Genomic DNA, 25877 nt, shown 5'->3' on the forward strand with positions numbered 1-25877 from the left:
CAATCGTAAATCGTCAAATCGTAAATATTATGGATTCTGATAAAAGAAACTCCTTTGCCGTCAAGACCTTTCTGAAAGAGTATCTTGATTTGCGTAAAGACAAGGACAATGAACTGGAAACTGTAGACTCCATCCGTAAGGGAGTGGAATTCAAGGGAGCCAATCTTTGGATTCTGATATTCGCCATATTCATGGCTTCGTTGGGGCTGAATGTGAACTCCACCGCTGTGATTATCGGTGCCATGCTCATCTCACCGCTGATGGGACCTATTATGGGTGTGGGGCTTTCCGTGGGACTGAATGACTTTGAACTGATGAAACGTTCATTGAAGAGCTTCCTGATAACCACTTTGTTCAGTGTGACTACGGCTACCATATTTTTTCTGGTCAGCCCCGTTGCCGAAGGGCAGTCGGAATTGCTGGCACGTACATCGCCCACTATTTATGATGTATTCATCGCCTTGATGGGCGGCTTGGCAGGTGTGACTGCGCTTTCTACCAAAGAGAAAGGAAATGTGATTCCCGGCGTTGCCATTGCCACGGCGCTGATGCCACCTCTCTGTACGGCAGGTTACGGGCTGGCAACGGGCAATCTGATTTACTTCCTCGGCGCATTCTACCTTTATTTTATCAATTCCGTGTTTATCAGTCTCGCCACTTTTGTAGGGGTGCGTGTGATGCACTTCCAGCGTAAGGAGTTTGTAGACAAGAATAGGGAGAAGAAAGTGCGCAAATACATCATCCTGATTGCAGTGCTGACCATGTGCCCTGCTGTGTATCTGACGGTAGGAATCATTCAGGATACCTTCTTTGAAAGTGCCGCCAACCGCTTTGTCAACGAGCAACTCTCCTTTGAGAATACGCAGGTATTGGACAAGAAGATTCACCATGACGGCAAGGGTCATGAAATACGTGTAGTGTTGATAGGGCAGGAGGTGCCCGAAGCTTCCATTGCCATTGCCCGCAGTAAGATGAAGGACTATAAGCTCGATAACACCAAGCTGATTGTGCTTCAGGGCATGAACAACGAAGCGGTGGATATTTCTTCCATCCGTGCCATGGTGATGGAAGATTTCTACAAGAACAGCGAGCAGCGCTTGGTGGAGCAGAAACAGCAGATTGAAACTCTTGAACAGAATCTGGAAAGATATAAAACCTTCGATGAATTGGGCAAAAAGATTATTCCCGAGTTGAAGGTGCTCTATCCATCGGTGAAGACAGTCTCAATATCTCATGCGATTGAACTGACGGTAGATTCGGTACGGGTGGATACAGTGACCCTTGCCGTATTGAAGTTCGGCAAACACCCGGCTGCTCACGAGAAGGAAAAGATTGCCGAATGGCTCAAGGCACGTACGGGAGCCAAGCAATTGAGGCTGATTACGGAATGACAACATCCCCCGAGGGGGTAGAAATATACTTATTTGGCATGAAATTAAGATTTATACTGATAGCCGTCTGCTTCCTCCTCTCTCTGCCGGGACAAGCGGATGAAGGGATGTGGATGCTGGGAAACCTGAACAAGCAGACACGCCGGACCATGAAAGAGCTGGGTTTGCAGATGCCTGTTAATAAGCTATACAATACGAAACGCCCGTCGCTGAAGGATGCGGTAGTCAGCTTCGGAGGCTTTTGTTCCGGGGTGGTGGTGTCCGGGGACGGGCTGGTGTTTACCAATCATCATTGCGGTTTCAGCAGCATACAGCAGCATTCGTCTGTGGAGCACGACTATCTGAAGGATGGTTTTGTGGCACATAATCTTAGTGAGGAGCTTCCTAATCCGGAACTTTATGTACGTTTCCTTTTACGTCAGGAAGACGTGACCCGCCGCGTGCTTGGGGCGGTAAAGCCGGATATGGATGAGGCGGGGCGTACGAGTGCGGTCGATTCGGTGATGCTGGTTATCGGCGAAGAAGTTTCCCGCAAGGACTCCACGTTGGTAGGCATTGTGGATGCTTACTATGGAGGCAACGAGTTCTGGCTTTCCGTTTATCGCGATTACAATGACGTGCGTCTGGTGTTTGCACCGCCTTCCTCGGTAGGCAAGTTCGGCTGGGACACTGACAACTGGGAATGGCCGCGCCATACCGGTGATTTCTCCGTATTCCGTATCTATGCCGATAAGCATAACCGCCCTGCCGATTATTCTCCCGACAATGTTCCCTACCGTCCCGAATATGTAGCCCCGATTTCCCTTGACGGCTACCGTGAAGGTTCCTTCTGTATGACGCTGGGCTATCCGGGCAGCACGGAACGCTACCTCTCCTCTTTCGGCATCGAAGAGATGATGACTACCACCAACCAGGCGCAGATAGATGTCCGTGGTGTGAAGCAGGCCATCTGGAAGCGTGAAATGGATAGCCGCGACAGCATCCGTATCAAGTATGCTTCCAAATATGACGAAAGCTCCAATTACTGGAAGAACAGCATAGGGGTGAACCGTACCATTAAAAAGTTGCATGTGCTGGATAAGAAGCGTGCCTTGGAAACCGAACTCCGCCGATGGATACAGCAGACCCCAAAGGAACGGGAACACTTGCTGCACCTTTTCACTGATTTGGAGTTGAACTACAAGAGCCGCCGCGAAGCTTATCGCGCCAGGGCTTACTTTGCCGAGTCTTTCCTGAACGGCCCGGAGCTGATACAGCTTGCTTTGTCCATCCTTAATTTCGACTTTGAGGGCGAAGAGAAAACGGTGGTTGCCAATCTGAAAGCCATCGTTGAGAAGTATGCCAATCTGGACTTGGGCATTGACAAGGAAGTGTTCGCGGCACTGCTGAAAGAATACCGTTCCCAAGTGGATTCGACCTACCTTCCCGAGCTCTACCAGACAATTGCAACAGAATACGGAGGCAACGAGCGTGCCTATGTAAACAGCCTTTATGCCCGTTCGGAGCTGACCACGCCCCGTGGATTGAAGCGCTTCTTGGAGCAGGACACCACCTATCAGATATATAACGACTCTGCCATCAGTCTGGGTATCGATCTGATTACAAAACTATTCGAGATGAACATGGAGGTCCAGCAGGCCTCCGGTGAAATCGAGCGGAATGAGCGCTTGTTCAATGCTGCCGTGCGGCGGATGTACGCATCCCGTAACTTCTATCCCGATGCCAACTCCACCATGCGCTTGAGTTTTGGCACTGTGTGCGGCTATGCCCCGTCCGACGGAGTGAAATATGATTATTATACCACCACGATGGGCATTCTGGAGAAAGTCAGAGCCCATGCAGGCGATGTGGATTTTGAAGTGCAGCCCGAATTGGTATCCCTCCTTTCCTCCGGTGACTTTGGCAGATATGCCGATGAAAAGGGTGAAATGAGCGTTTGCTTCATTTCCAACAACGACATTACGGGAGGCAATTCCGGCAGTGCCATGTTCAATGCCAGAGGAGAGCTTCTGGGACTTGCCTTCGATGGTAACTGGGAAGCTATGAGCAGCGACATCCTTTATGAACCGAAGATGCAGCGCACCATCGGGGTGGATGTGCGTTATATGTTGTTCATGATTGAGAAATATGGAAAGGCAGGTAATCTGATTCAAGAGCTGAAGATTGCCAATCCTTAACGTGTGCTTCCCTGCCTATGCTTCTTTATGGGTGATATTTCCTAAATAACTCCGCGGATACGGTCGTCGAATGCTGAAAGCGCCGCTTTAGCCCCTTCGCCCATAGCGATGACTATCTGCTTATAAGGAACATTTGACACATCTCCTGCGGCATATACTCCCCGAAGTGTCGTACGGCAGAAAGTATCGATTTTGATTTCCCCTGCCGGAGTCGTTTCCAAGCTGTCGCGGAATGGGGCACTGTTGGCTGCCAGACCGATTTGTACGAAGATACCATCCAAGGGATAGTCGCGTTCCTCGCCGGTAAGACGGTCTTTGATGCGGATGGAAGTTACATTTTCCCCGTTTCCATCGACTTTTGTGGTCTGCGACGAGGTGAAGATTTCCACATTTGGCAGATTTCGGGCTTTCTCCTGCAACACTTGGTCGGCTTTCAGCGTATCGGCAAACTCGAATATGGTTACTTTCTTGCAGATGCCTGCCAAGTCGATGGCAGCCTCGATACCTGAGTTGCCTCCACCGATGACGGCTACGTGCTTGCCTTGATAGAATGGTCCGTCGCAATGCGGACAGAAAGCTACGCCGCGTCCGATGTACTCTGCTTCGCCTTCCACATTCAGTTTGCGCCAGCTGGCACCCGTTGAAATGATCACTGCCGGTGCGGTGAACACTTCGCCGCCTATAACGGAGATACTCTTCTCCCGGCCTTGCAATTCCACCTTCTCTATCTTCCGCTCCTCGAAAATCTCTATCGGGTAGTGCTCTATATGGGTACGGAGTGCATTGGCAAGCTCTGTTCCGGTAGTTTGTGGAACAGAAATAAGGTTTTCGATGTCCACAGTCTCTTTCACCTGCCCACCGATACGCTCGGCAACGATGGCAACCCGCAGTCCTTTACGGGCTGAGTAGATGGCAGCGGAAGCTCCGGCAGGACCGCCTCCGAGCACCAATACGTCGAATTCTCTTTGTATGGGTGTTTCGTCCGTTTGCGGAGCGCTACCGAAGGTCTGTTCCAGCTTTTGCAGCAATTCGCCGAGCGAAGCCCGACCCACGTGCAACAGTTTGCCGTTGGCGTAGACAGACGGCACGCCTTGAATCTTCAGTGCATCCACTTCCTCCTGATAGAGGGCGCCGTCCACCATCTCATGAGTGATTTGCGGATTCAGGAGTGTGATGATGTTCAGGGCTTGTACCACGTCCGGGCAGTTGGTGCAGGTCAGTGATACATACGTTTGCAGGCGGACGGGGCCTTGCAGGGCCTTGATGCGGTGGCTGATGGCTTCGTCCGGTAGATTTTTCCCCTTTCCATCGGCATTCAGTACGGCAAGCAGGAGAGAGGTGAACTCGTGTCCACTGGGTATGCCCCGAAACTTTATGCCGGTCTCCACACCTTCTTTCAGTAACGTGAATTCCAGTCCTGGGTTGTCGGTCTCGGTCAATAGGCAGGACAGCTTCTCGGAACAACTTGCCACATTATTCAAGAACCCGATGAACTCTTGGGCTTGCTCGTGTTCCGGATTATAGGTGATATGGAAGATATAGCGGGCTTCCAAATGCTGGAATACGCTCCGCACTTGATCTAAAATACTTGTTTCTAACATGATTAATATGGGCTGTTAAGGTTGGACGAGAGGGTACCGTCGGTTTCTCGTATTGGAACTAACGGTGCCAAAGTGGGAAACACATTTGGCACCGTTTAGGAATTAAATCTTTCCTACGAGGTCAATGCTCGGTTTCAAGGTTGCGGCTCCCTTTTTCCACTTGGCCGGGCAGACTTCACCGTCATGTGTGGCTACGAACTGCGCAGCTTCCACCTTGCGCAGCAACTCGTCTGCATTGCGTCCGATGTTGTTGTCTTGTATTTCGGCAATCTTGATTTTACCTTCGGGATTCACGAGGAATGTACCGCGATAGGCCATACCTTCTTCTTCAATCATCACACCGAACGCGCGGCTCAGTACGCCGGTCGGGTCGGCCAGCATCGGATACTTGATTTTGCGGATGCTTTCGGAAGCATCGTGCCATGCTTTGTGCACGAAGTGCGAGTCTGTACTTACAGAATATACTTCTACGCCCATTGCCTGGAATTGGTCATATTTCTCGGCGATGTCCACCAGTTCGGTAGGGCATACGAAGGTAAAGTCTGCCGGATAGAAGAAGAAAATGGCCCATTTGCCTTTTACGTCTTCGTGGGATACTGTTTTGAAATTTCCGTTTTGGAAAGCCTGAACTTTGAATTCAGGAAGTTGGGAATTGATAATCGGTTCCATAATTTTTCTTTTTTTTATAGGTTTAGTTCTTTGTTTTTCTCGTTGCAAAAATATAGCATTTTTTCCCGATAGAACAAGAAATCTGATTGAAAGGTTTTATGGACCGATAGATAAAATCTATACAATGGCTTGGGTTGCCTTCAGAGAGAGCATTTCCTTAGGTATAGAGGACTTAATCTCTTTAGTCAGTGCTTCCAGCAGAGTATGGCGGATAAAGTTCTTGTTAGTGAGCATCACGATTTGCCGGGTAGGGCAGGGAATGGCGAAGGGGCGTACCAGTTCTTTCTGGATATCCCCCAGTTGCAGAACGGCCAGTTCGGGGATGAAAGTCACACCTTTACCGCTTTCTACCATGCGCATGAAAGTCTCCATGCTGCCCAAGTGATAGGCAAGCTGGCTGGCGCGTGCCGACTTCATCTGGCAGAAACGCACCAGCTGATCGCGGAAGCAATGACCCTCGTCGAGCAACCAAAGCTGTTCGCCGTTCAGGTCCGAAGTACGGATTACCTCGCTGTTGAAGAGGATGTCTTTGCGCGACACGTAGACAAAGAATTGTTCATAGAACAGCGGTGTCTGCTGCAGCTCTTCCATACCTGCCAGACTCGCTACGATACCTGCGTCTATTTCTCCCGTCTGCAGGGCTTTCTTGATGTCGTTTGTTTTCATTTCGATTACCCGGATGTCGAGGTCGGGGTATTTCTTCATCAGTTGAGGAAAGAAGCGAGGCAGGAGGTAAGGAGCCACGGTAGGAAGTATGCCCAACTTGAAGGTACCGGTCAGTGAATGTTTTTCTTCTTCTATAATATTCTTTATACGGTTGGCTTGAACCAATATCTTCTGTGCTTGTTCTATGATGAGGATACCGACGGGAGTGGGGCATACCGGTTGCTGGCTGCGGTCAAAAATCCGGGTATCCAGTTCCTCTTCCAGTTTCTGAATCATGGCACTGAGGGTGGGCTGTGTTACGCGGCAATATTCGGCTGCTTTGGCAAAGTGGCGGAACTGGTTGACGGCAAGGATGTATTCCAATTGTTGTAAAGTCATGATGAACAAGGCATTTGAAGGTTATGTATAGAATTCGTCTATGCAAAGATAGAAATTATCTGTTTGACAAGTTTTGATTTACCCCTTATCTTTGTAATACCCCAAAGAAAAATAGTATAAATATTTAAAACAATAGAATTATGAAAACTTTAGATTACTTGTATTTGAATGAAAAGAAAGTGGCTGGTGTAGCATCAGCATTGCACCAATTGTTGGCCGATTTCCAGGTACATTACACCAATCTGCGCGGTATGCACTGGAACATCAAGGGACACAGTTTCTTTGTGCTGCACGAGAAGTTCGAGAGTATGTATGACGATACCGCCGAGAAGATTGACGAAATTGCAGAGCGCATCCTGATGCTGGGTGGCGTGCCCGAAAATAAGTTCAGTGAATACCTGAAGGTTGCCAACGTGAAGGAAGTGTCAGACATCTCTTGTGGCAGTGAAGCTGTAGATCATATCCTCGGGACATATGGCTACCTGATTGGCGAAGAAAGAAAAGTGATTGAATTGGCAAATGAAGCTGGCGATGACGTGACAGCAGATTTGATGACTAGCTACTTGAAAGAGCAGGAGAAGATGGTCTGGATGCTTGTTGCATTCAGCACGAAAAGTTGCACGAAATAAAAAGTCGTAAAAAGATAATAGAGTGATAAAACCGGTAGTGGATGCTGCCGGTTTTATTTGTAGAGTATAATTAATTTCTATCGTTCTGTACCTTAGATTCAAAGATTCTGCGAACCATAATAAGACCCTTATCAGAGTGGCACGTTTGCAGGAGCATATCGTCAACTGCCGCAAAGATAACCTTCGCAAGATCATCCATGCACTCACGTACGATAGCCAAGTGCGCACTGTCTGCATGGAGGACGTGAATGTGAAAGCAACGTAGCCATGGCCTTGCACAAGCGGTCGGGGGGGGGACATCTTTCGGGATGTTCCTCGTGATGCTTGAATATAGATGCAAGTGGTATGGTGCAAACCTTGTCAGGATAGACCGTTTTGCCCTAAGTTCGAGAACTTACAGTAATTTGAATGAAATTTGGTATATCCGTTTGTTTTTCGTATATTTGCAAAAATAGCAGGCTCCAATCTACTGTTTTTTAGCACATAAATTCTTTTTTGCGCATCGGATAAATTTCATCCCTTCTTAAAAATCACACAGGTCCTGCTTATAGAAATCATTTTATAAACCATTGTGGGGTATCGGACAAATATCCCTGTCAAAACGTAACTTTATGCGATATAAAGAAAGTTTGCTATTGCCATTCTTTGGGGCAATAATAGCCGTTTCACCTTTGGCGGCACAGGAAAAAACGATATTAAAGATAGGAGGCACACTCCGTTTCAACTGCAATTACTCGGATTGGAAATCCGAAAACCGGAAACATGGTGAAGAGTTCGATTTCGACGTGTTCCGCTTGAATGTGAACGCTTCTTACAAGAAATTCGATTTAGCCGTAGATTACCGCTTCTATCCCGCCTCTTTGGGAGACGGGATGCTCAGGGAGGGCTGGATAGGTTATAGCTTCAACAAATCACACTAGCTACAGATGGGGTTGACAACAGTACCTTTCGGCATCCTGCCTTATACAGGCAACAATTACTTTTTTAATCTGAGCTATTATGCCGGTCTCGAGGACGATGCGGACATGGGGGATAAAATACTTTTTCCGCAAGAATCGGTGGGAGTTGTCTCTCGCCTATTTCCAGAATGCTGACTTTTCCGGAACTGGTGGAGACACAGAACTGTCCGCTAGCCGTTATGCCTATGGCATCGCTGGACGTGATAAGGAGGTGCATCAGGGCAATGTCCGGGTGGTATATCATTTCGGAAACTTGTGAAGACAGCAACTCGGAGGTTCGGTACTGGTGGGTGGGCTATATAATATGGACACACGGAAGACGGGGTTCCGTTCCGATTTCGCCCTACACTACGTCGTCGACTATCAATGGTGGAACCTTAAAATACACAAGTTGTTTTTGGACAGTATCTGCTTGTACAATGATTTTAGCTTGCTGAACAAACGCATTGCAGGGTTCAATGACAGCTTGGAGAACGTGACGGGATGTTCGCTGACGATGGGAAAGGTGTTCTCCTACATTGACTATGCTGTGGGAAGGAATCACGCATGGCTGGGGGATGTATAGGATGAAGCTTTTGTCCGGGGGACGGAAGACAATTGGAGTGTCAAATTCAATATAAATATAGGATATTATTTTTAAAGAATTATGGATAAGAACAAAGTTGAGATCAGGAATTTGTATTTGATTTTCGGTTCTGAAAAAAACAAGGCTTTCAGAATGCTGAAAAAAGGAAAGAGTAAAAATGAGATATTGAAGGAGACTGGATGTACGATTGCCGTGAACAATGCCAGCCTCTCTGTCCGGGAGGGTGAGATATTTGTGATCATGGGACTTTCGGGAAGCGGAAAGTCAAGTCTGCTCAGATGTATCAACCGGTTGAATAGGCCTACCTCCGGCGAGATTCTGATCAACGGTGAGGACATCGCTGGAATACCGATGGAGCGGTTGCGTTCCCTGCGCCGGAAGGAATTGGCGATGGTATTCCAGCATTTCGGACTGCTGCCCCATTATACTGTATTGCAAAATATCGCTTTCGGACTTGAGTTGCAAGGGGTGGAGAAGAGGGAACGTGAATTAAAGGCAGCAGAAAGCATGCGTTTGGTCGGGCTAGACGGATATGCCGACCTGATGGTCAGTGAGCTGTCTGGAGGCATGCAGCAACGAGTGGGACTGGCACGTGCTCTGGCCAACGATCCGGAAGTCCTGCTGATGGACGAGGCCTTCTCAGCGCTGGACCCGCTGATACGGGTACAGATGCAGGACGAGCTGCTGGCCTTGCAGTCAAAGATGAAAAAGACCATCGTATTTATCACACACGACTTGGAGGAGGCTGTCAAGTTGGGTGACCGTATCGCCATCATGCGTGATGGGGAGATACAGCAAACCGGCACTTCCGAAGAGATTCTGACCACCCCCGCCAATGAGTATGTGAGGTGTTTTGTAGAGAATGTGGACCGCAGTAGGATTGTCACTGCCGCCTCCATTATGGTGGACAAGCCTATGGTGGCAAGGTTGGGAAAAGAAGGGCCGGAGGTTCTGACTCGAAAGATGAGAGAACGGAAGACAACCGTGTTGCCTGTAGTGGACCCGGATGGTATACTGGTAGGTGAGGTTCGCCTGGAAGATCTTCTCTGGTTGCGTAAGGAGCATATCCTGAATATAGACTCTGTGATAAAGAAAGAGGTACATTCCGTATTAAGTGACACTGTGGTGGAGGATATACTTCCCTTGATGACGAAGACCAACTCGCCCATCTGGGTAGTTAATGAGCGACGTGAGTTTGAAGGGATGGTACCGCTCTCGTCACTCATTATTGAGGTGACGGGAAAAGACAAGAAAGAAATCAATGAAATCATTCAAAACGCAATAAAATTATGATAAAGATAGGAGAATATATAGAAATGGCCGTGGAATGGTTGACCGAGCACGGCGCATCATTTTTTGACCTGCTGAGTCTGGGAGTGGAAGGCGTTATTGACGGGATACTGTGCATCCTGCTCGAGATACCTTTTTACATAACCATCGTAACACTCACTTTCCTGGCGTTATACAAGAGTGGCAGGGAGACGGGGGGCTTCACCCTCCTAGGGCTGTCGCTCGTCTACGGGATGGGACTCTGGGAGGAGACCATGCAGACCCTGGCTCTGGTACTTTCCTCCACCGGTATGGCATTGCTGCTGGGAATCCCTCTGGGGATCTGGATGGCGAGCAGCGGACGCTGCAACAAAGTCCTGCAGCCGGTACTTGATTGTATGCAGACTATGCCGGCCTTTGTCTATCTGATACCGGCAGTGCTCTTTTTCGGGCTGGGAACGGTGCCGGGAGCCTTTGCCACGATCATTTTCGCCATGCCTCCGGTAGCAAGGCTCACCGCATTGGGTATCTGCCAGGTGCCGAAAAATGTGGTGGAGGCCGCCCGGTCTTTTGGAGCCACTTCTTGGCAGCTGCTCTACAAGGTACAATTACCGCTGGCGTTGCCGACTATTCTTGCCGGTGTCAACCAGACCATCATGATGTCTCTCTCTATGGTAGTGGTAGCTGCTATGATATCAGCTGGAGGTTTGGGGGAAATAGTATTGAAAGGTATCACGCAGATGAAGATTGGCATGGGATTCGAAGGAGGGATTGCCGTTGTAATACTGGCTATCGTGCTTGATCGGATCACACAGGGAATAGCACGAAAAAAATAGAAGGAGTAGAACATATAATGAAAGACAGAATGATTATGAGAAACAAAACGAAATTTTTCACAGTCTTGTTGGCTGTTACGATATTCTTCTCATGCGGTAACATTTCTGACAAGAAAATCCGTATAGCCTATGCGAACTGGGCCGAAGGGATAGCGGTCACCTATTTGGCCAAGGAGATTCTCTCGGAGCAAGGATACAGAATAGAACTTTTGAATGCGGACATAGCTCCCATATTCACTTCGTTGGCAAGAGGTAAGACAGACGTGTTCATGGACAGCTGGCTGCCGGTGACCCATGCCGATTATTTCCGGAAATACAATGGTAAACTGGAAATCCTCGGGCAGATATACGACAGTGCCCGTATCGGTCTTGTGGTGCCCGAATATGTCCCAGTCCATATGATAGAGGAGCTGGGCGGTCATACCGGACGGTTTTCCGGAGAGATCGTGGGAATTGATGCGGGTACCGGTATCATGAAATGCACGGAGAAAGCCATCCCTGAATACGGTCTGGACTACAAGCTCATGATCTCCAGCGGTCCCGCCATGACGGCCTTGCTGAAGAAGGCTATCGACAAGAAGGAATGGATCGTTGTGACCGGATGGACCCCGCACTGGATGTTTGATCTCTTCTGTCTGAGAGTGCTGGAAGATTCGAAAAACGTTTATGGGGAGGCCGAGCAAATCCATTCCATTGCCAGGAAAGGATTCAGTAAGGAGCATCCGTTCGTTGCCGCCCTTTTGGGAAACATCCATCTGTCCGATACCGAGATCAGCTCTTTGATGCGGACCATAGAGGAAACCCGTGAGACCGAGACAAGAGCTGTACGCCAGTGGATGGATAAGCATAGGGATTTGATAGACAGCTGGATTCCGGACAAGGAGAAATACAACCGATGAACATTACGCTGGAATGGATGACTTTCAATCCTTTTTTCTTCGTAAGGTGGGTGCTAACTGTCCCGCCATATTTCTGGTAATATTTTGAAAAAGAGTATATACCCTATTATTGTCTTAATGGCATACATTGTATGCCATTAAAAGACTGTTTTGCGTAATTCTATGTCTAATATTCATAACAAAAACATGGTTGTATATTCATAATTTTGCATTATCAAAGTTAACATCATAAAACAAGTATGTTTTTCCTAGTAAAACTATCAGTGACAATATGAAACAAGTATGTTTTTTTTTCTTCCTGCTGTCCAGCCTGCAGACCTTCTCACAAAAGGTTGCGTTGAAAAACAACCTTGCCTATGACGCCTTGCTAACACCCAATCTTTCAGTAGAGTTCTCCCTAGGAAAGAAATGGACTCTGGACGCTCAGGTAGGTATGAATTTTTTCTTTTATGAGAATGATGCCACGGCAAATCGTTATAAGACAAGGAAATGGAGTCATTGGCTTGTACAACCGGAGGTAAGATATTGGACTTGTGAAACATTTAACGGCTTATTTTGGGGCATTCATATCCACGGAGGCCAAATGAATGTGGCGGGTATAAATATTCCTTTTATCATTCAGAACCATTCCAGAGAAATGAAAGGGCACCGTTACGAGGGATATTTTTACGGTGGTGGTGTCAGTGCAGGCTATCATTGGATACTGTCCAGCAGATTCAGTGTGGAGGCATCTTTGGGAGTGGGCTATGCACGTGTTAAATATGACAAATTCAGATGTACTTCTTGCGGGAAAAAGATAGGCAAGGGGAAAGCCGATTATCTGGGACCTACAAAGCTTGCAGTTTCGATAGTCTATATGATCAAATGAATGACGAGTCGCGTATATAAACATAAAAAACGTAATTAATGAGACCGATAGATTATTATATAGGAATACTCTCTGTTATGGGATATGTATACTGCTTGCCACTGGCAGGACAAGCAGGGAATAAAGTTGTCAGGGGAGGGAATCCCCGTCTGGAATATACAGATCTGAAAGTCGGACGTAGTACGGACGGGAAAGTGTTTACTGCCTCTTTCAATATAGCAGGATCTGTCAAGCGGTTGGGTGCCCAGGAGATTGTCTATATCTATCCTTCCTTGGTCTCCTCTGACGGCAAAATCAAGACTGATTTCCTTCCCTTGTGTATATCTGGAAGGAAAAGATATAAGGCCGTTATCCGTAGAGAGACTCTGGGTGGTAATCCGGATACATCAGTTCCAGTGAAGGATATCCGCAAGGCCGGAGATTTGAAGGGGACTGGAATTCGTTCTCTGAATGGGGGAAAAGTCTATACTGATTTGCTATCCACGGTTTATCCTGTCCTGCGCCGCACTGTCTTCCGCATGAGCTTCGATGTACGTCCCTATATGGATGACGAACTGGAGGAAATGTTTATTACCGTTCCCGGGTGCCTGAGCTTGTACGAGATGTGTAGACTGGCACAACTGTATACTGAACAAGGAAAAAATCCGGTAAATATATATAGGAAGGCTTATGAGCAGTTTGCACCTGATCCGTTGGCGACACTTAACTATGCCAATGCGCTTTTAAAGTATGAAAAGGATGCGGACAAGGCTCTGATGATATTGGACACAATAAAGAGTGACAGCCGTTCTGTTTATCCTATGGCAATTGCCCACAATATGAAAGGTGACTGGCGGAAGGCGGAGGAATTGCTGAAAAAAGATATGGAACCTTTGGAATGAAAATTCCTTACTTGTATGATGGGGCTAACGAATGAAAAAAGCATTTAATGTATTAATAATTAAATTATTTATTTACTAAACAGTTTAAGTTATGAAAGTAAACAATTTGTTTTTAGCAGGGGTTGTAGCCCTAAGTCTGGGCATGACAGCTTGTAATAATGAGGATGTCCCTCCGGTAAACAATCTGGGTGAGGGAACAACATTTGTGGGAATGTACATTTCCACCATGAAGGATGTCTCAACCAGAGCAGTGAATGACAATCAGGAAGATTACGGAGGAAGAACGGAAGAGAGTAAGCTTACAGATTTACAGCTTCTCTCAAATGTCCGCCCACAAGCATGGACGTTAGGAGAGACAGCTGATGAGACAGGTAAGTTTTGGGAAACGCAAACAGCCGGTACATTTAAGGTCGCTCCATGGAAAACGAATTCCGGCCCTCAAGCCATGGCGTTGTTGTTTAACAAGGGTGCCCTTTCCGCTGATATTGCAACAGCCGCGGATCAGACATATGGTAGTACAGCTGCCGCAGTAGACAATATTGCCGCTCTCGCCACAGACAACAAGTTTGTCATGACTTCGAGAGCTGAGCAGAAAACTATTGTTCCCGGCATTACCGAGGATGCTGCCAAAACGGGTACAAGTGAGGCTCAAAATGTATTCTCCTTTGATGTGGAGCGTATCGTGGCACAAGGATTGGTCGCGAAGGATGCTGCTTTGGAAGAAGCAACCGCAGATAAAAAAGGAACGGTTGATCTTGCCGACATCAAGTATACTGCCATCAACGGTGCCGCAAAGACATACCTTTTCCGTAACCATGCGGGAAAGCGTACAATTGGAGATGCCGATGGCCTTTACGATGGCTTTGCATCAGCCATTGATGGATATACCGATTTTAAGGCGGCCAAAGAACCGGAAGGTTCAGCTAAAGAAAATTTGATCCGTTTGGGGAATCTTCTGTCGAAGGACAATCCACAGCGGAATGATCTTGGTATGTATGCAGCTAAAGGCGTTGCAGAAAATGTTAATACTGCTAAAAATGTAGCAGGTATTTATTTTTTGGAAAATTCTGTAAAAAAGGAAGCGCTTACAGCTGAAAATAAAAATTACGGTTACTATCGTCTACCTTATGCCAAGGTTTATGTAACTTATATCCCTAATGAAGTATGGAAGCTTGATGATGATGGAAAAACATTGGTTAAAATGGATAATTATGCAAAAGGAACAACGTTCTATCGGGGAGAAGATGACGGTCTTATCTATGCCAGCAAAGAAGCCGCAAAGAAAAGTAAGTGGAGCCCGGACCAAAAAGCTTATACCTATACAAGTGGAAAATGTGCATATCGTGCGTTATGGAACCGTCAGACTATTACCGCTGATGGAAAGTCGATTGTGAACGCTGACACACGCCGTAATAATACCTATCTGTTGACAATCAAGTCTTTCCAGGGATTGGGTATGCCATGGGATCCTTCTGATCCTAAAGATCCGTATTTGCCAAAACCTGATGATAAGGATGAACCGACAAATCCGGAAAATCCGGATATCGAGAAAGAAGAGACCTACATGCGTGTCGAGGCTAAAGTGCTCCAGTGGAACCTTGTCTCACGTGATGTTATTCTTGAGTAATATTACTATTAAACAGTTGATAAATTCAGCAAACAATTTCTTACACAATTTTAGAGAGGGATGTGGATTTTTTCCCTTCCCTCTCCAATAACCTAAAAGTTTGACTTCAAACTATTAAATAATCCCAACATAAACTATATCAAATGAGATTTAGAAGCGTACATGCTGTCGCATTTATCTTGTTATCGGCTTACTGTCTTATAGGATGTGATTTTGCCGTATTTGATGACTTGGTCAGTTGTCCGCAAGGTGTCAGTTTTCATTTTTATAGGCAAACCCCTTGCGAACAATTTCCCAATTATCCGTCAGATATCAGGCAGGTCCGGGTATTTGCCTTTGATGCCAATGGCGTGCTGGTAGGCGAATTTTCCGACAAGAAAGTACTCCTTTCAGCGGATTATTCTTTGTCTGCCACATTACAGCATACTGGAAAACTTACATTTGTCGCATGGGGTGGCAGTGACCTAGAGTCTTATGATTTTTCAGATTTTCAAGAAGGCGTTACTACCAAGGGGGAAATGCGGGTCGCACTGCGGCTGAAAGACAGACGGACTACTTCAGTCCCCGGATCGCTGTATGTCGGTCTCGCCTCTGTATCGCTGGAGAACCGAGAGGATATGGGGAGTGTGTACGAGCGGGTGACTTTCAATATGCGGGAATTGACATACCGGATACACTTCACAATCAGCTTTATAGGTTCTTCTTTCCTCATGGACGAGGAATTTGTTATCAGGATAGAAGATGACAACGGTGTGTATGATTTCAACGGTCAGATCGCTCTTTGCGAACGCTTTGAGTATGTAACCCAAGCCGTACGTGACACTGGAGGGGCATTGAAAGCGGATTTCACGCTGATGAAACTGGAAGAGGGCAGGAACGCACTCGTATCCCTGATTGATAAGACAACCGGGGAGATTCTTTATACAGCAAATCTGGTGGATGACATCATTATGTTCCAGGGAGATGCGGGTGAGCCGCCGTATAGTCTAGAATGTGACCATGATTTTCCCATAACCCTGAAACTCAAATATGAGAAGGATACATGGATGCTGGTACAAGCTACTGTTCTGGATTGGAATGTCATTTCCCGTCCTATAGAATTGGAAAACTGATATCATGTCAGGATAGGTTTAAGACAAATGCTCCGTGTGATATCAGAAAGGATTTGAGATTATTAACAAAAAACGATAGATAATGAAATACGGAATTGTGATGAGGCTGTTGACGGTGGTCTGCGTAGCGATTGTACAATTGACCGGATGTTCGTCTGATGCGGAAGAGATGGAAAAAGCCATTTCAGATGTTCCCATCCGGATTGTAGCGGAAATGAATAGGGGGGCCGTTACTTCCCGGGCGGCAGAAGCTTCTGCACATTTATTTGGAGAATGGAAGGAGGACTATATCGGTGCAGAAGAATACGAGAAAACTGTCAAGCATATCCTCCTTTTTGCTTACAAGAACATCGGGAACTCCTTGGAAAAAGTCCTTTTCTATTATCCCCAAGGAACGGCCAATCCGCTGGCAGATGTAACTGGAATTGACCGTTTTGAGATGAGAGAGATGGGTGGGGTGAATGCAGGGGATTTCGATATTGTCCTGGATCTGGAGCTGACTGGTGGTAATTATACTTTTGTTTTACTGGTCAATTGCGAGTCTGGATTGAAAAAGATCCGGGAGGAACATACAATTCCTGATCCTAAACGGCTGACAGAGAAAACCGAAATTTTCACATCTGACGATCTAAAAGGAGAAAACCGGAAGTACCTTCCCATGGTAGGCCAATGCAACTTCCGCGTTCCGTACAATACGAGCGGTAATAATAGAGTAACCCTTTCACCCTGCATACTTCTGGAACGTATGCATGCCCGTGTCGAGTTTATTCTTACTACGGTTGATAACGGGGGAAACTACTTGTCTCCTTTATTGCCGTTTTCCAGAGTGACGAAACTCTCTCTGAACAATGAGACCAGCGGTTATTCCGTCCTTCCTTCCGTCGGGGAATACACCGCCACTGGGAATGGTGACCCAGATATCAGAGGAGTCAACTATATGGAAGATCCCCTATTGCTACCGGAAAGGCCCAGTTTCCATGAAGGCGCCAACGAGGGCCCCGGAGAATCCGCTTTTGTGGCCAAATGTAAAGAGAGACTGCTTCCATATACGGGAGAGGCACCTAATTATATTTATGTGGCTCCGGGGGTCTATGGTAAAGGAAAAGAGGGGGCGCTGGCCTTGGTCTTATCTATCGATTATCTGATGGAAAACCTCGATAAGCAGTATAGGATCGAGCTCTATAATCCGGACCTTTCCGAGAATGACAAGGGTTATTACAATATCCGGCGTAATACGATTTACCGTGTCTTCGCCACACTGAAAGGATCCGGAAACATGGAATATGACATAGTTGTGGACGAATGGAAGGATACGGAGGTGGCTATTCCTTGGTAACGAGGTATGACCAGTCATGCCATCACGAAGAAAAACAGTTTAAAGAATAGATACATATGAGAATCAAACATTACACTTTGATAGTCGCTTTTCTGGCGATATCTATGGGAATCCCTCTCGTGCAAGGGTGCAGTGATCCCTTCGATGAGTATGGAAACGGCGGGACAGAAATGCCTGTCAGGGACGGCTGGACGTCTGTCAGCATGTCTGTCGAAGGACTTGGTCTTCGAAATCCCCTGACACGGTCCCTTACACCGGAGGGGGAGAATTCCACGGCAGCGGAGAGGATTAGGGTACTTGTGTTTGACAAGGACAACAAGTTTTCATATGAGGCCAAAGTGACCTCCTATATTCCTTCCGGTAATCCGGCTGACAAGAAAGGCAAGGGTACCATGACCTTGTTGGCGAAAAATACTCCTTCAGGCGATACCAGTACATTCGTGATGCTGGCCAATGTCACCCGGTCAGCTGATACAGACGCAGACGGACTGGCTGGAAAGACACGGGAGGAAGTCATGCAACTTTTCACTTTCTCCATGCCGGACAAGGGGGTATGGAAAGACGGGGAGTTGCCGATGTGGGGTGTCTCGGACCCGGTCAGGGTGGATCACAGTGCCGGTGCTGTTCCCAAACTTGGAACTGTCTATCTGGTCCGTGCCGTAGCACGTGTGGACGTGGGGCTTAACTTGAGCAACATGTCGGAAGGGGCCTCTACATTCGACGAGAAAGCCGGGGGGATTGAAGGGATAACGCTGACTAAAGTGTTTTTTTATAATACCAATACGACGGGACGGGTCTCCCCGTTCGAGAACGGGATTTACTGGGATGAGGCCAATAGAAAGGCGAAACAGCCTTCTATTCCTGATCCGGCTCCGGCTGTGACAGGAAAGATTGATAGAACATCTTCCATAGTGGATGAGAAAATCTTGTTACGTGAGGTATATGTTCCGGAGGCGGTCAATGCGCCGACGGCTGCCACGCAAGGAGCCAACGGAGAAACTCTTCCTGAGAATAATACGGAAAATTACTTGAAACGTCCTTATATCGTTGTCGGACTGACCGGTGCAGATAAGAGCCGTCCTGACAAGGAAACTTTCTTCCGGATAGACTACCTGAAACGTACTGGAGCCGAGGCTGATGCGACATACGAGTACCTTCCCTTGTTGCGTAATCACCGTTATCTGGTGAATATCAAGGCTGTAGGTGGTCCGGGATTCGATACGGAAGAGGATGCTAGGAAAGGACCGGCCGCCAACATCATGTATAATGTTGTGGTATGGAATGAGTCCATGATGTCTGATGTATTGTATGACGGGCAATATATGCTGGGAGTCAGCGCTGACCATTTCACTTTTTATAGGGAGGGAGGCAGCCTAACGGCAAAAGTGCAGACTTCTTGGCCGGAGGGGTTCACGATAGAGGGACTGCCTGCATGGATCGGTTATTCTATAAAACCTTCGGATCCAGATAAGACCGCACCGACCGATGAGAAAACCGTGACCTTTACGGTCACAGAACATGTGGATGCATCCCGAATGTGGCCGGAAAAGCCGGAAGATGCCCAGGATGCGCTGAAAGCCGCTTATGTGAAGGCGGGGCGTATGAAATGGTTTCTTGGCTTTGAACAGTCTAAGGATATCAATGTCACCTTACAGATTTTTGCGGACGAGGCCTGCAGCCGGCCGCTGGAGTTTATTGAGGTCAATCAGTATGGCGAGAGCTATGGGCAGGCAGATAAGGTGATAACGAAAGACGGGCAGACGCTTACGGCAGAAGAGGCAGGTGCCAGGGTTACTTTCTATGTAAAGACAGAACCGCATGATTTGGAACCCGTTTTCCATGCTGAAGCTGCCAATCCGTTCAAGATAGAGAAAGCGGGTCAACTTGCCGGGGGAATATGGAAGTACACGGTGACGGCTCCCGACATTACAGGAAATACGGAGTATTTCGATAATTTCAATACCACTTATACTTTGACCGTCACACATGTGGGAACCGGCAAAAGTGCGTCGGGGAAACTCAGCCTCCTGCAGAAGGAATATAATGCCATCCCCTTCTTTGACAAATTCCTGCATCAGTCATTGCTGGTATCTAGTAGCAGTATCTATCTGATGGATGGCAAACAGAAACAATATTATGTCAAAGCCAACAGCGAATACAAAATTGAGTTGGTTTCGGCTTTGTCTGACAACAATGCTGGTAATGTGATAGAAGACTTTATGCTTTTCTATGAGAAGGATCCTTCCCTTTCGGGAAAACCTGTGCCTTTCATAGCTGTTGACGATATGGCGTCTCCGCGTCTTTACTCCGGTAAGGCGAAATTCAAGATTTATTCCCCTGATGGTCTTTTTCCGGAAAGAGAATTTGAGTTGGAGCTGGTTTCCGGAATTGTGCAGCCTGAAGCGAATACATATATGCTTAAAGCGGGAGCAAAGCAAGGGATCTTTATTCCTGTTTCCCGGGTAAATACTGCCTATGAGTATTACAAAAAGCTTCTGGATCATGACGCTGTTTTAAGTGATAAGCAGGGACTTCCCGGTAGCAAAGAGGATTTCATGTTGAATAAGTTGGATGCAGATGATGATTGGAGAGTCAATATCGTGTGGACGGACATTAAAGAGGCTGGCGGACATAATGATATAGAAAAAGCGGGACTCAGTGAATTGTCCGAACAGGGAGGTTCCGGTCCGGGATCATATATTTATGTCAAGCCAGGGCAGACTCCGGGAAATGTGTTGATAGAAATTAAATCTGGAAAGATCAAGGGGAATCCGACACTCTGGTCCTGGCATATCTGGATTGTTGACAAGTATCCGACAGTCTTGGATGTTGCGAGTCAGGGAGGTGATGGTCCGAAAACGGTTCAATTGATGTCGCATCTGTTGGGAGCATACGAAAGGGTCCAATCACAGTATAGTGCAGATGCATATAGGGAATTTGGTATGCAATATCAATGGGGCAGGAAAGACCCGTTCCCGGCACATGATGTTCGTGTCAATAAAAACTTTTATGACGGCAGTGGCAAGCTATTTGATTTCCTTTGGGAACAGAGAGGAAATGATGTGGATTATGGAAAAACAGATGCTCAGCAAGCGAGAGGGGCTGCTCTTACGATGAAACAGAGCATCGAACATCCAAACGCTATCGTCTCTCATCAAAGTTTCTGGCTGTATGAATGTTTCCCGCATAGGTTTGTTAGTTATTTCAAAGACCGCTGGGTATTCCTGTATCCATGGAACCAGCCTTCCCAGACAGGGAATCCGGAGGATGTAGGCGGGAAAACCGTATTTGACCCTTCTCCTTACGGATTCCGGATTATGTCGCAGAAAGAGGCTGTAACTTTGAGGTTTGCATATTATTATGCAAGTCGTTCCGGCCTTAACACACCGCTGCCTGGAAGTATTTATGACGGCAGTTTTACAGATGGCAAGTCTGGGGGTAATGAAGTCATTTTCGCCGTGGCACAAGCCAGAAGCGATACTCATGCAGGGCGTTATCTGCTTAATTCCACTGGAGGTCCTGCCGGTTGGGCGCCTACTTCTAATACAAGCGCTGTTTACAGGCGTTGCATGACTTATTCCGTACGTCCAGTCGTCGATCCAGATGTAAAGGATGATTATGAGAAATATTTACCCCAATAAGTTATATCCCGTGCAGACGAAAACTTGCACGGGACATAAAAAATGACAAGAAAGTTTCTCATATACTTTTGTTTTGAGACATTCCGGTGTTTTTTGTATAAGCCACATATTCATGATGTGGAAGTTGCGAGAGTCTTGTTTCGTATTACTTTTATATAGTATTGGGAGGGACTCAAATATATATCATGATGAATCCTATTTTAGTGACCTGTATGTAAACCTTTATATCTAAGGGATTGTCAAAATCAGAGGTTGATTGATTAATCAGCATACATCTTGTATGTTAAATTTGTCTGTTTCAATTAATAAATTGTCCATTTTGTTAAAAACAGACGTGCTTTAATTTTTGTTGTAATAAAAAACAAAAAACATGAAATTGCTATATCTGAATGAACATTTATCTTGCCTGAATTACCAGATGAATTCGGACGTGGGATTTTCTTGTCAGCAGCTGGAGGAGAATGAGGTATATCGGATTGATAACAGCAGGTCATCATGTACTCTTTTTATGATTGAAGGGGAGGTGATTTTTGATTTGGGTAAATATAAAGGTTTGCGGATTTTACAAAACCAGATGGTGTTTATTCCGCAAAGCATAGGAACCCGGATGAAGTCTATAATCGGTTCGAGATGCATGCTTTTATTTTGGGACAAGAATGTGAGTGTGTGCGACAAATTGTTTTTGGGCTCGTTGTCTGTCAGAGGTAAGGAGCAAACGGCTGATAATTTTATTCTTCCCATCAGGAAACCTCTTGTTAAAGTACTGAATTCTGTTGGAACGTATCTGGAGGCAAGGCTGCTTTGCAAACATATGCATTTGCTGAAACAGCAGGAGCTGCTCTTGGTGCTGAAGGGCTTCTATACAAAGAAAGAACTATCGGCGTTTTTTTCCGCATCGACTGGTATTCGGCGGCATTTTGAGAAATTTGTTATGGAGAACTATAAGAGGGTGAACTCTGTCAAGGAATTCGCTGATTTATATTATGTTTCCGAGCGTTCCTTCAGCAGAAAATTTCACTCCAGCTTCGGGGAAAGTCCCTATAAATGGATGCAGAGGAAAAAGGCAGAACAGATGTTGGACATGATTAGTGATCCGGAACTTTCCTTTCAGGAAATATCCGATAAGTTAGGTTTTAGCTCGCCCTCCCAGTTTACGGCATACTGCCGGAGAATATACGGGATATCCCCTTCCAAGTTGAGAGAAAAAAATAAAGAATAAACAGATTTTTATAATTGCATTATAACGGAGGAATTATGGAATATTCGAATGCAGATCTGTCCGTTGGGCAAACAGATCTTTCTTATGTGGAATTACCGAAGATCTGTATATCTGTCTACAAGGAGATTGTTAAGGAAATGGCAGAAGTGATAAAGGATGCTCGGATTCGAGATATTTTTTACTCCCTTTCTATCGGGGGAGACGTATCGGCTGTCTCCAGGAGAACAAATATTTCTCCCAGAAATCTGGCATATATGTATAAGAAAGCGGGTAGGCAGGTTCGCTTGGAATGGAAGCCCTATTCTGAATGGAAAAAGGAATTGGACCGTTTATATATCAGATGCCGGAATTATGAGGCTTTGCTGGCACATTCCCAAGAGGATGCTGGACAGAATTTAAAGAATGTAGTGATAGTTGTAAGGGAACAGGATGTTCCATCGGAATATGTGCACCTGCTGGCTACACCTTTAGGAAATCTGGATATAAATTTCAGGACTTTACGTGCACTTAGAAAATACAATATCTGCCAACTTGAGGATCTTTTACGGTTTATAAAATATAATGGGTTTGATGCGCTGTGCAGACTTCCTGGTATGGGAACCAAATCCGTAGGACAGTTGTATAAAATTTTAAAAGAGAAAGGTATTTTGGAAGATAAGGAGACTTGCACTCTATTTCCCTATCTTTTTGTGTAGGATATATGGGAAATAAGATATTCATGCTTGAAAAGAATGGATATTCTATCAATCACCGTTTATCAGAATTGGAACAGACGGTAGCTAATTATTCAAAGAAGAATGATTCCTTTGTGTGTACCTCGTTGCTGTTGGTTGAAGGGTATCTTCTTCAACGTCCAGATTTTCGATTCTTACACATTCGCCACGGGTTTGATCAAGTTTGTTAAAGAGTTTTTTGTTCGCATTGACAACTACATTGATAAGGTTCATATTGAGTAAACGGTAACCGGGAGTAACGGCCACCATCTACACGTAACGTATTACTCCGCAGTTCCAGCCTAATGTTTATACAACACGCGCAATACTATCATTGATGAAATTTTTATTGGCTATGTACTGCGCTCCTCATCTTTTATGCAAATTAAGTATAACAACCTCTATCTCATTGTCTTTTTCGGTGTCCGTTTTGCCCAGCCTTCTTCACTGAAGTCAGGTTCTGGGTTCTTGAAGTCATTGCTGCCTTGAAAGAACTGTTTCCAATCGTCTTTTTTGCCACGGGCTTTGGTATAACCGCGTTCCTCGCGGCTGGGCTTGCCTTTCTTCTTGTCGTTTGCAGGGTTTTCGGCTCTGTCTCTACGTCTGCTGGCAGCATCGTTCCGTTTGCCGTCTTCCTTGTTGCTGCGCTTCTTGCCGTCGGAATCTTTTTTTCCATAGCTTCCGGCTGTACCCGTGCGTCTGCCTTTCGGGACATTCTTACCTTCGTCTCCGGCAATCTCTACAGATACTTTGCGACCGTTCCAGTTGGTACGGTTCAAGGCTTTCATTACATTGTTGGCTTCTTTTTCCTCTACTTCGAAGAAAGAGAATTTCTGCATCAAGTCGATGCGTCCTAGCTCAATGCGTCCACGGGTGTTTTTGTTCAGCAGGCTGATAAGCTCACTGGGAAAAAAGTTGTCCATTTTGCCCAGATTTATGAATAGGCGTTTGTAGCCCGGTTCGGCTTGATGATTGCCACTGCTTCGGTGTTCACTCCGCTCACCGTTTCTTGTTCCGCGTTCACTGCCGGTTGCTGTCTCTATCTCTTCACGGTCGCGGTAGTAGTCTAGAAAACGGTTGAATTCATGCGAAACCATCCGCTTAATCAAATCTTCCTTACTTAGCCAGTCCAGCTTGCGGTAGATATCAGTCATAAAGTCAGCGATTTCCTCCTCGTTTACTTTCACTTTTTCAAGGTCGTCTATCACTTTGAGCAGTTGTTTTTCGCATATCTGTTTGCCGGTAGGCATTTCGCCTGCAATGAATTTCTTGCCGATGATGCGCTCAATCTCGCGCATCTTGCCTTTCTCGCGCAGGTTGATAATGGCGATGGAAGTCCCGGTTTTTCCAGCACGTCCCGTACGGCCGCTGCGGTGGGTATAACTTTCGGTGTCATCGGGCAATCCGTAGTTGATGACGTGGGTTAGGTCGTCCACATCGAGGCCGCGTGCGGCAACGTCCGTGGCAACCAGCAGTTGTAGGTTGCGGATGCGGAACTTCTGCATCACGGCGTCACGCTGCGCTTGACTCAGTTCGCCGTGCAGCGAGTCGGCATTATAGCCTTCCTGCATCAACTTGTCAGCTATTTCCTGCGTTTCTTTGCGGGTACGGCAGAAGATGATGCCGTATATCTGCGGATAGTAGTCCACAATACGCTTCAGGGCAGCATACTTGTCTTTGGCATGTACACAGAAGACTACGTGTTTCACGTTGCTGGTGCTTTCATTTTTGCGCCCGATGGTGATTTCTTTGGCATCGCGCAGGTACTTCTTGGAAATGCGTGCGATTTCCGGGCTCATGGTAGCGGAGAACAGCAAGGTATTGCGCTCTTGCGGAACGTCGGCAAGAATAGCGTTGATGCTGTCCGTGAATCCCATGTTCAGCATTTCGTCCGCTTCGTCCATAACCACGTTCTGTATGGTGGCGAGGGACACGGTTTTGCGTTCCATCAGATCCAGCAGTCGTCCTGGTGTGGCTACGATGATGTGTACACCCCGTTTCAGGGCACGTATCTGGCTTTCAATGGACGAACCGCCATATACGGGCAATACCCGTAAGCCATCAATGTATTTGGAGTAATCGTTCAAATCGCCGGCTATCTGCAAACAAAGTTCACGGGTAGGGCAGAGAATAAGTGATTGGGGAATTCGGTTGTTGACGTTAATCTTCTGTATGAGCGGCAGACCGAACGCTGCGGTTTTTCCTGTTCCAGTTTGTGCCAGTGCTACTACATCATTGTTTTCTCCTAAAAGGTATGGAATTACTTCCTCTTGTACCGGCATGGGCTGCTCGTAACCCATTTCTTCGATGGCGCGGCGTATCTCCGGCGACACACCGAGCTCTTCAAATGTCTTCATTAAATCTTTTGTATATCTTTATATTTCGGACGCAAAGATAGTGCTTTTCAATGGATATTTGAT

General features: G+C 46.5%; 18 protein-coding genes and 1 pseudogene. 15 read left to right on the forward strand and 4 right to left on the reverse strand.

From position 1 onward, the window contains the following. The first annotated feature begins 29 nt into the window (after positions 1 to 29). Positions 30 to 1391 carry a TIGR00341 family protein gene (locus tag EYA81_RS09500; RefSeq protein ID WP_117599877.1) on the forward strand — a complete coding sequence of 454 codons (1362 nt, stop codon included), beginning with the start codon at positions 30 to 32 and terminating at the stop codon, positions 1389 to 1391. A 38-nt stretch (positions 1392 to 1429) separates the two neighbouring features. Then, positions 1430 to 3568, forward strand: a complete 2139-nt coding sequence (locus EYA81_RS09505; RefSeq protein WP_117964319.1) for a S46 family peptidase — start codon at positions 1430 to 1432, stop codon at positions 3566 to 3568. Positions 3569 to 3609: 41 nt separating this feature from the next. Here EYA81_RS09505 and ahpF read toward each other — a convergent pair whose 3' ends face one another. From ahpF to EYA81_RS09520, 3 genes are all read right to left on the reverse strand, one after another. After that, positions 3610 to 5169 carry an alkyl hydroperoxide reductase subunit F gene (ahpF, locus tag EYA81_RS09510; protein ID WP_117964318.1) on the reverse strand — a complete coding sequence of 520 codons (1560 nt, stop codon included), beginning with the start codon at positions 5167 to 5169 and terminating at the stop codon, positions 3610 to 3612. Positions 5170 to 5271: 102 nt separating this feature from the next. Continuing rightward, a complete protein-coding gene (gene ahpC, locus EYA81_RS09515) occupies positions 5272 to 5838 on the reverse strand; it encodes an alkyl hydroperoxide reductase subunit C (RefSeq protein ID WP_117599875.1) in 567 nt (188 codons plus the stop codon). Positions 5839 to 5955: 117 nt separating this feature from the next. Then, on the reverse strand, positions 5956 to 6882 hold the full coding sequence (locus EYA81_RS09520) for a hydrogen peroxide-inducible genes activator (protein WP_131225677.1): 927 nt from the start codon (positions 6880 to 6882) through the stop codon (positions 5956 to 5958). A gap of 140 nt (positions 6883 to 7022) precedes the next feature. On the opposite strand from EYA81_RS09520, the gene EYA81_RS09525 reads away from it, so the two are divergent. The 13 genes and pseudogenes from EYA81_RS09525 to EYA81_RS09585 all read left to right on the forward strand — a co-directional run bounded on the left by EYA81_RS09525 (position 7023) and on the right by EYA81_RS09585 (position 23439). Next, a complete protein-coding gene (locus EYA81_RS09525; RefSeq protein ID WP_117599874.1) occupies positions 7023 to 7511 on the forward strand; it encodes a Dps family protein in 489 nt (162 codons plus the stop codon). Positions 7512 to 8122: 611 nt separating this feature from the next. Then, positions 8123 to 9110, forward strand: a pseudogene (locus EYA81_RS19920) (hypothetical protein). A gap of 6 nt (positions 9111 to 9116) precedes the next feature. Further along, on the forward strand, positions 9117 to 10349 hold the full coding sequence (locus EYA81_RS09535; RefSeq protein ID WP_117599873.1) for a glycine betaine/L-proline ABC transporter ATP-binding protein: 1233 nt from the start codon (positions 9117 to 9119) through the stop codon (positions 10347 to 10349). After that, complete coding sequence (locus EYA81_RS09540; RefSeq protein ID WP_117599872.1) at positions 10346 to 11161, forward strand: proline/glycine betaine ABC transporter permease; 816 nt, start codon at positions 10346 to 10348, stop codon at positions 11159 to 11161. The genes EYA81_RS09535 and EYA81_RS09540 overlap by 4 nt, the downstream gene beginning before the upstream one ends. A gap of 35 nt (positions 11162 to 11196) precedes the next feature. Further along, positions 11197 to 12060 carry a glycine betaine ABC transporter substrate-binding protein gene (locus EYA81_RS09545; RefSeq protein ID WP_131225678.1) on the forward strand — a complete coding sequence of 288 codons (864 nt, stop codon included), beginning with the start codon at positions 11197 to 11199 and terminating at the stop codon, positions 12058 to 12060. Between the two features lie 271 nt (positions 12061 to 12331). Then, complete coding sequence (locus EYA81_RS09550) at positions 12332 to 12928, forward strand: DUF3575 domain-containing protein (protein WP_131225679.1); 597 nt, start codon at positions 12332 to 12334, stop codon at positions 12926 to 12928. Positions 12929 to 12966: 38 nt separating this feature from the next. After that, positions 12967 to 13809, forward strand: a complete 843-nt coding sequence (locus EYA81_RS09555; protein ID WP_131225680.1) for a hypothetical protein — start codon at positions 12967 to 12969, stop codon at positions 13807 to 13809. A 91-nt stretch (positions 13810 to 13900) separates the two neighbouring features. After that, the gene (locus EYA81_RS09560; RefSeq protein ID WP_117599869.1) at positions 13901 to 15436 is read left to right on the forward strand and encodes an Mfa1 family fimbria major subunit; all 1536 of its coding nucleotides are present in this window, start codon (positions 13901 to 13903) and stop codon (positions 15434 to 15436) included. 143 nt (positions 15437 to 15579) lie between these two features. Beyond that, positions 15580 to 16548 (forward strand): FimB/Mfa2 family fimbrial subunit, encoded by a 969-nt coding sequence (locus tag EYA81_RS09565; RefSeq protein WP_117599868.1) that lies wholly within the window; start codon positions 15580 to 15582, stop codon positions 16546 to 16548. 82 nt (positions 16549 to 16630) lie between these two features. Continuing rightward, positions 16631 to 17884, forward strand: coding sequence for a hypothetical protein (locus tag EYA81_RS09570; RefSeq protein WP_131225681.1), 1254 nt, complete (start codon positions 16631 to 16633; stop codon positions 17882 to 17884). 56 nt (positions 17885 to 17940) lie between these two features. Beyond that, positions 17941 to 21525, forward strand: coding sequence for a hypothetical protein (locus EYA81_RS09575; RefSeq protein WP_131225682.1), 3585 nt, complete (start codon positions 17941 to 17943; stop codon positions 21523 to 21525). A gap of 370 nt (positions 21526 to 21895) precedes the next feature. After that, complete coding sequence (locus EYA81_RS09580; protein ID WP_117599865.1) at positions 21896 to 22744, forward strand: helix-turn-helix transcriptional regulator; 849 nt, start codon at positions 21896 to 21898, stop codon at positions 22742 to 22744. A 35-nt stretch (positions 22745 to 22779) separates the two neighbouring features. Continuing rightward, positions 22780 to 23439: a hypothetical protein gene (locus EYA81_RS09585; RefSeq protein ID WP_117599864.1), complete on the forward strand. Its 660-nt coding sequence runs from the start codon at positions 22780 to 22782 to the stop codon at positions 23437 to 23439. 419 nt (positions 23440 to 23858) lie between these two features. On the opposite strand, the gene EYA81_RS09590 is transcribed toward EYA81_RS09585, so the two are convergent. Continuing rightward, the gene (locus EYA81_RS09590; RefSeq protein WP_117599863.1) at positions 23859 to 25814 is read right to left on the reverse strand and encodes a DEAD/DEAH box helicase; all 1956 of its coding nucleotides are present in this window, start codon (positions 25812 to 25814) and stop codon (positions 23859 to 23861) included. Positions 25815 to 25877: the final 63 nt, after the last annotated feature.

The sequence above is a fragment of the Bacteroides sp. A1C1 genome, assembly GCF_004328515.1.
In the GTDB taxonomy this organism is placed as follows: Bacteria; Bacteroidota; Bacteroidia; order Bacteroidales; family Bacteroidaceae; genus Bacteroides; species Bacteroides uniformis.